The organism is Xenorhabdus thuongxuanensis (genome assembly GCF_001908095.1).
Taxonomy (GTDB): Bacteria; Pseudomonadota; Gammaproteobacteria; order Enterobacterales; family Enterobacteriaceae; genus Xenorhabdus; species Xenorhabdus thuongxuanensis.
This window is the reverse complement of the sequence record NZ_MKGR01000057.1, coordinates 1-4445: the sequence shown is the minus strand read 5'-3', so window position 1 is coordinate 4445 and position 4445 is coordinate 1. Positions and strand designations below refer to the sequence as shown.

Sequence of the window (4445 nt, the reverse complement as noted above, 5' to 3'; positions counted from 1 at the left end):
AGGCAAAACGCTTTTATAAGATATTACCGAAACGACTGAGTAAATACGGTCTGGCGTTGCACAGTGACAAATCGCAATTAATTCCGGCGGGTCACGTTGTCGGGAGCCGGATGCGGTAGTTCTGCATGTCCGGTTCTGAGGAGGGATCTGCCCGGGTGACTGGGCAGGTCTACTCACCAGCAGTGGTCATTTGTCGGTAATAAGAAAAATCAACGCTGGCTCTGGTATGCCTGGGAGCCGAATAAGAAACGGGTAGTGGCACATGTGTTTGGGGATCGCAGCAGGAAAACATTGAAAAAGCTGCTGGCACTCTTGTCTCCTTTTACTATCCGGTTTTACTGTACAGATGATTATGCCGTTTACGATTGCCTGCCTCAGGAAAAACACCTCACGGGAAAGAAATTTACCCAACGTATCGAGAGAACAAATCTTACGCTTCGTATCCGGATAAAGAGGCTGAATAGAAAAACAATAGGTTATTCCAAATCCGAAGAGATGCATGACAAAGTGGTAGGTACGTTCATTGAACGTGAATACTATATTTGTACTAGCTCAGACTTGACCTGACACTTGCCGGTGTGAGTGTAAACCCTGTCACGATGCCGATTTCATCGACCAGCAGATGTCCTTTAAAGCCGTAGTACGTTTCACTCTTGGCGGCGCAGAAGCCATAATCGGCTTGTCCTTTAAAACGTGCACAACCTTTCGCGCGTTTAAAGAGGCAAACGGGCAGAGGAAATCCATCAATAATATGCACCGGCCGGTCGAACGCACCCAATAATATCACCAGTTCCTCTTGCAGTTGTTGTTTAACAAACCAAAGATTCGAAATCTGTTTAGCAAAATTGGCGCGTGAACCCAGCCTCGGAAACCACTCGCGCCAGTGGCTATTAAAGTATGTCCAAATGCCTTTATCTGTTGAAAATCCTAAAAATTCACCCACGACTTCCATCGTGATGGCTTCGGCATCGCTGAGTTTAGGCGGAAAGCCTCGGCTTCTGAATCGTGTACCTTGCTGTAATTCTGCTAAATTTTCATCTACCCAACAAAATACCCAAATGATAAAATCTTGCTGTGACATAGCCTTTTGTTCCTTTATTTCTTTTGGTTTGGTCACTTAAAGTTATAAAGGACGGGCTATGTCATTTCAACTCTCCTCGAAAGTCGAGCATCGCGTTAATATTAAGCATATTCGTCTGCATTTTGCCTATTCCAAAAACAAAAGCCCAACCAATATAATTAGCAAAAATAACAAATAGCCCGTTTTTCAGAGTATTCTGACGGAACAATGATCCCCGTTCTATGACAAAAAACGGGTCTCACTATTTTCCTTTCGACAACATCTTCTGCATCACCATTTGTCCGAATAGGCCGGCCGACTGTTTCACCTGCCCTACGCCCTGGCTCATCATGCCCGCCATATCGCCCATCCGCACCCCCGCCCAGGCCAGTGCGCCCAGCCAGACCATTGGCAGCACAATAAACAGCGTGCCCATCACCAGCCCCATAATCAAATCATCCGAGGTGTTCTGAAATCCCGCCAGATTCAACACGCTGTGGGTGTCTGAGCCATACAAGGCGTCCAGTAAATAGCTGTCTAACCAACGGGCAGTTTCCCACCAGAAGGTCAGGAAATTCAACGCAAACAGGGCGAAAGTCAGTGTGAGTACCGTCTTAAATTCATAGGCGGCAAACAGCAGGATCAACGGGATCAGGATATACAACGCCATCAGGATCACCGCCTGTATCATCGGCAAAGCCTGACGCACCGCATCAAACGCCGGCATGCTGAGGAATCCCCCCAGCAGGGTTTCCGCAGAAGACCCCACTCGATTTGATTTGTCCCAGACCGTAAAATCGGCATTGCCGCCATACCCCGCATACACATAGCCGTCCTGAGACATTGTCAAGTTAACCGGGCTGACTAAACGGCGGATCACCGCTTCTTGATATTCACGGGTTTCTTTGCCCAGCATTTTGAGGGCTGCCGACAGACGCAACCACAATCCCGGATCAGCCTCGGCCAATACCCTGGCCTTCAGTCCGGTTTCAGGGGTTGACCACCAGGCCTGACAGGTGGGATAACCACCCTGCCCGGTATTGGGCCGGCCAGTGTCCCTGCTTTCATTCCACGGAAATAGTACCCTGGGCATTCGGGATTGCAGCGTGTGGTAATCGCCGGATAAGAAGGTGCGACTGCCCAGCCAATCAATATCATGCAGTGTGGCCGGATCAGAAGTTTGTCCCTGATCCCGTTGTTTCCACTGATACAACGCTAAGGCATAACAGTCATTAGTGAAATCCTGCAATTCCGCCGCCAGTGCCGGGCTATGGATACGGGTGTGCTGTACCTCAAAACGCAGCTGCCTTAAATCCGGTCGGCAGGGAATGGAAGCGACCGCCGCTTGCGTTAATCCCTTTGACAACCGATGCACCACGGCCCACCAGAGGGGCACCGCCGCCGTCTGATTATTCAGGCTGGAGATCACCGGCGCATAACCACTTTTATCCGGCGCTTGCGGTGTCCAGGTACCGCAACTTTTGGCGCGGGACTGATCGTACTGGAGGGTACTGAGGCTGACATTGACCAGCGGCACACAACACACCACCATGACGAAAAAGGCGCCATACAATGTATTTTCGAGACGGGCAAGCGACTGCAACCCGCCATGGCCGTCCTCTTCGTCACCCTCCCGCACTTTCAGCCAGACCGCGATGACCTTTATCACTAAAGGGGTTGTAAACAATCCAGTGGCAATCAGTATTTGCCATAACCCGTTATTGACCACCCAACCCAGCAGGGTCAGAAAATATTCCAGATAGCTGTTGGTGGTCATTGCGTTACCTCAATCGAGCCTGACAGGGCATATTCACCCAGCAGGATAAACAACAGACTGACCACCATCACTCGTATCAACGTTACGCGGTATTCCGGCTGCTGTATTGTTCTTTGCCAGATTTTCCATCCGCCCCAACCTAACGTGACATAAAGGCATCCCCGCCAGACCAGCCAAACCGCTTTTGTCTTCATTATCCACTGATTCAGCGCGGACATTTTTTCGGGATACTCCATGCCTGCCCAACCCATCAGCAGTGTGACGACCATGACTGCGATGAGGACCAGTAATACCCTGAACCCTTTTTTCACTTTCAGAATAGAATGCGATTTGACCGTTTCTACCATGATCTACCTTACCTCCGTTCACTGTTAGGCATTTCCAGCTGATAAAAACGGGCATCGGTGCTGTCCGGCACCTGCTTTTGCGGATGGGTCTGGATACGGTGTGTGTCCCGTTCAATAATGGTCAGGATGGCGTTACGGGACAGTTCCCGTTTCAGCATCATTTCATTTTTCAGCGCATTGATTTCCCTGTCCAGCGCCTCAATCCGCCGTTCCCCTTCGGCCAGCGCTTCCGGCTGGGCGGCCGCATTGGGTTCCGACATGCCGGTAATCAGCATGCGCCGCATCAGCAATGCGGTCTCTGTGGTCTCAGCCATCGCCAGTTCGCCCGCCAGACGCGCGGTCAACGCCGCACTATCCGGGTCTCGTTGCAATGCCTGAATGACACCTTTGGTGACGGCCAGGCTACCGGTTTTCAGTCTGGCCAGATTGGCGGCGGTCGGTTTTTCCGTGCCATTGACCAGCTTCACCAGTTGTTCAATATTGGTTTTGGTGCCCTCTTCCAGCATCGGCGCAAAGCCGGTGCCGGCCAACGTCACGCCCGGCTGCTGCATTTCCCCACCGCTGGTGCATTCTGCGGCATTGGCACAGGTACGGATAGCCCTGTCGCCCAGCACTTTTACCACCGCCTCCGCCGCTTCTCTGGCATTCTGGAATTGGGTACAGGCACCGCCATCACACTGTTGATGGCTGACGGACGCCTGGCTCAGTACCGGCAGGTGATTCATCATATTAAATCCCGCGCTGGCTAAATCACGGGTGGGCCGGATGGCATTTTGTCCCTTGCCCCCCTGCTTCTTCCCGCCAATCCACGGATGCCCGCTGGTGCCTGTGGCTTTGCTGCCGGCATTATTGACTCTTACCGCATCGGCATCCCCGCTGTTCACCTGTGTCTTATATTCCTGTAGGGCAGCCGATTGCGTCCATTTACTGTTTTGCGCAAAATCCATCATCCGTCGGGCCATGTTCTGGCAATTAAACTGGGCCTTGTCGTACGCCACATTGGCCTGCAACACACCGTTGGTCAGCATGTCATACAGCCCCGGGTTGGCACGCTGAATGATCATGGCGGGTAAGCTGGCGACAGCGCCGGTGGCCCCCTGGATAACTTCACTCATCAGGTTTTTAAACCCGGCCGTAATACCGTTTAACTGATTACCGACGGTAATGAAATGGACACCTCCCCAAATCGGCTCCAGTGAGCCATGCTGAATACATCAGCAAAATATGAAGAGGTGTCCCATGGAACAAATTATCGGAATTG

The 4445-nt window shown here is 51.7% G+C and carries 3 protein-coding genes and 2 pseudogenes; 1 reads left to right on the top strand and 4 read right to left on the bottom strand.

Annotation, left to right across the window (positions count from 1 at the left end):
• Nucleotides 1-177: 177 nt before the first annotated feature.
• Nucleotides 178-567: pseudogene (locus Xentx_RS17765) on the top strand (IS1 family transposase); the annotation flags it as partial.
• On the opposite strand, the pseudogene Xentx_RS17760 reads toward Xentx_RS17765, so the two are convergent.
• The 4 genes and pseudogenes from Xentx_RS17760 to Xentx_RS17745 all read right to left on the bottom strand — a co-directional run.
• Nucleotides 566-1081: pseudogene (locus Xentx_RS17760) on the bottom strand (transposase family protein); the annotation flags it as partial. The pseudogenes Xentx_RS17765 and Xentx_RS17760 sit on opposite strands and share 2 nt — an antisense overlap.
• Nucleotides 1082-1322: 241 nt before the next feature.
• Nucleotides 1323-2837: a conjugal transfer protein TraG N-terminal domain-containing protein gene (locus Xentx_RS17755; RefSeq protein WP_074021825.1), complete on the bottom strand. Its 1515-nt coding sequence runs from the start codon at nt 2835-2837 to the stop codon at nt 1323-1325.
• A complete protein-coding gene (locus Xentx_RS17750; RefSeq protein ID WP_074021824.1) occupies nt 2834-3184 on the bottom strand; it encodes a hypothetical protein in 351 nt (116 codons plus the stop codon). Before Xentx_RS17750 ends, Xentx_RS17755 begins: the two co-directional genes overlap by 4 nt.
• 8 nt (nt 3185-3192) lie before the next feature.
• Nucleotides 3193-4395 (bottom strand): integrating conjugative element protein, encoded by a 1203-nt coding sequence (locus tag Xentx_RS17745; RefSeq protein WP_074021823.1) that lies wholly within the window; start codon nt 4393-4395, stop codon nt 3193-3195.
• Between the last annotated feature and the right edge of the window lie 50 nt (nt 4396-4445).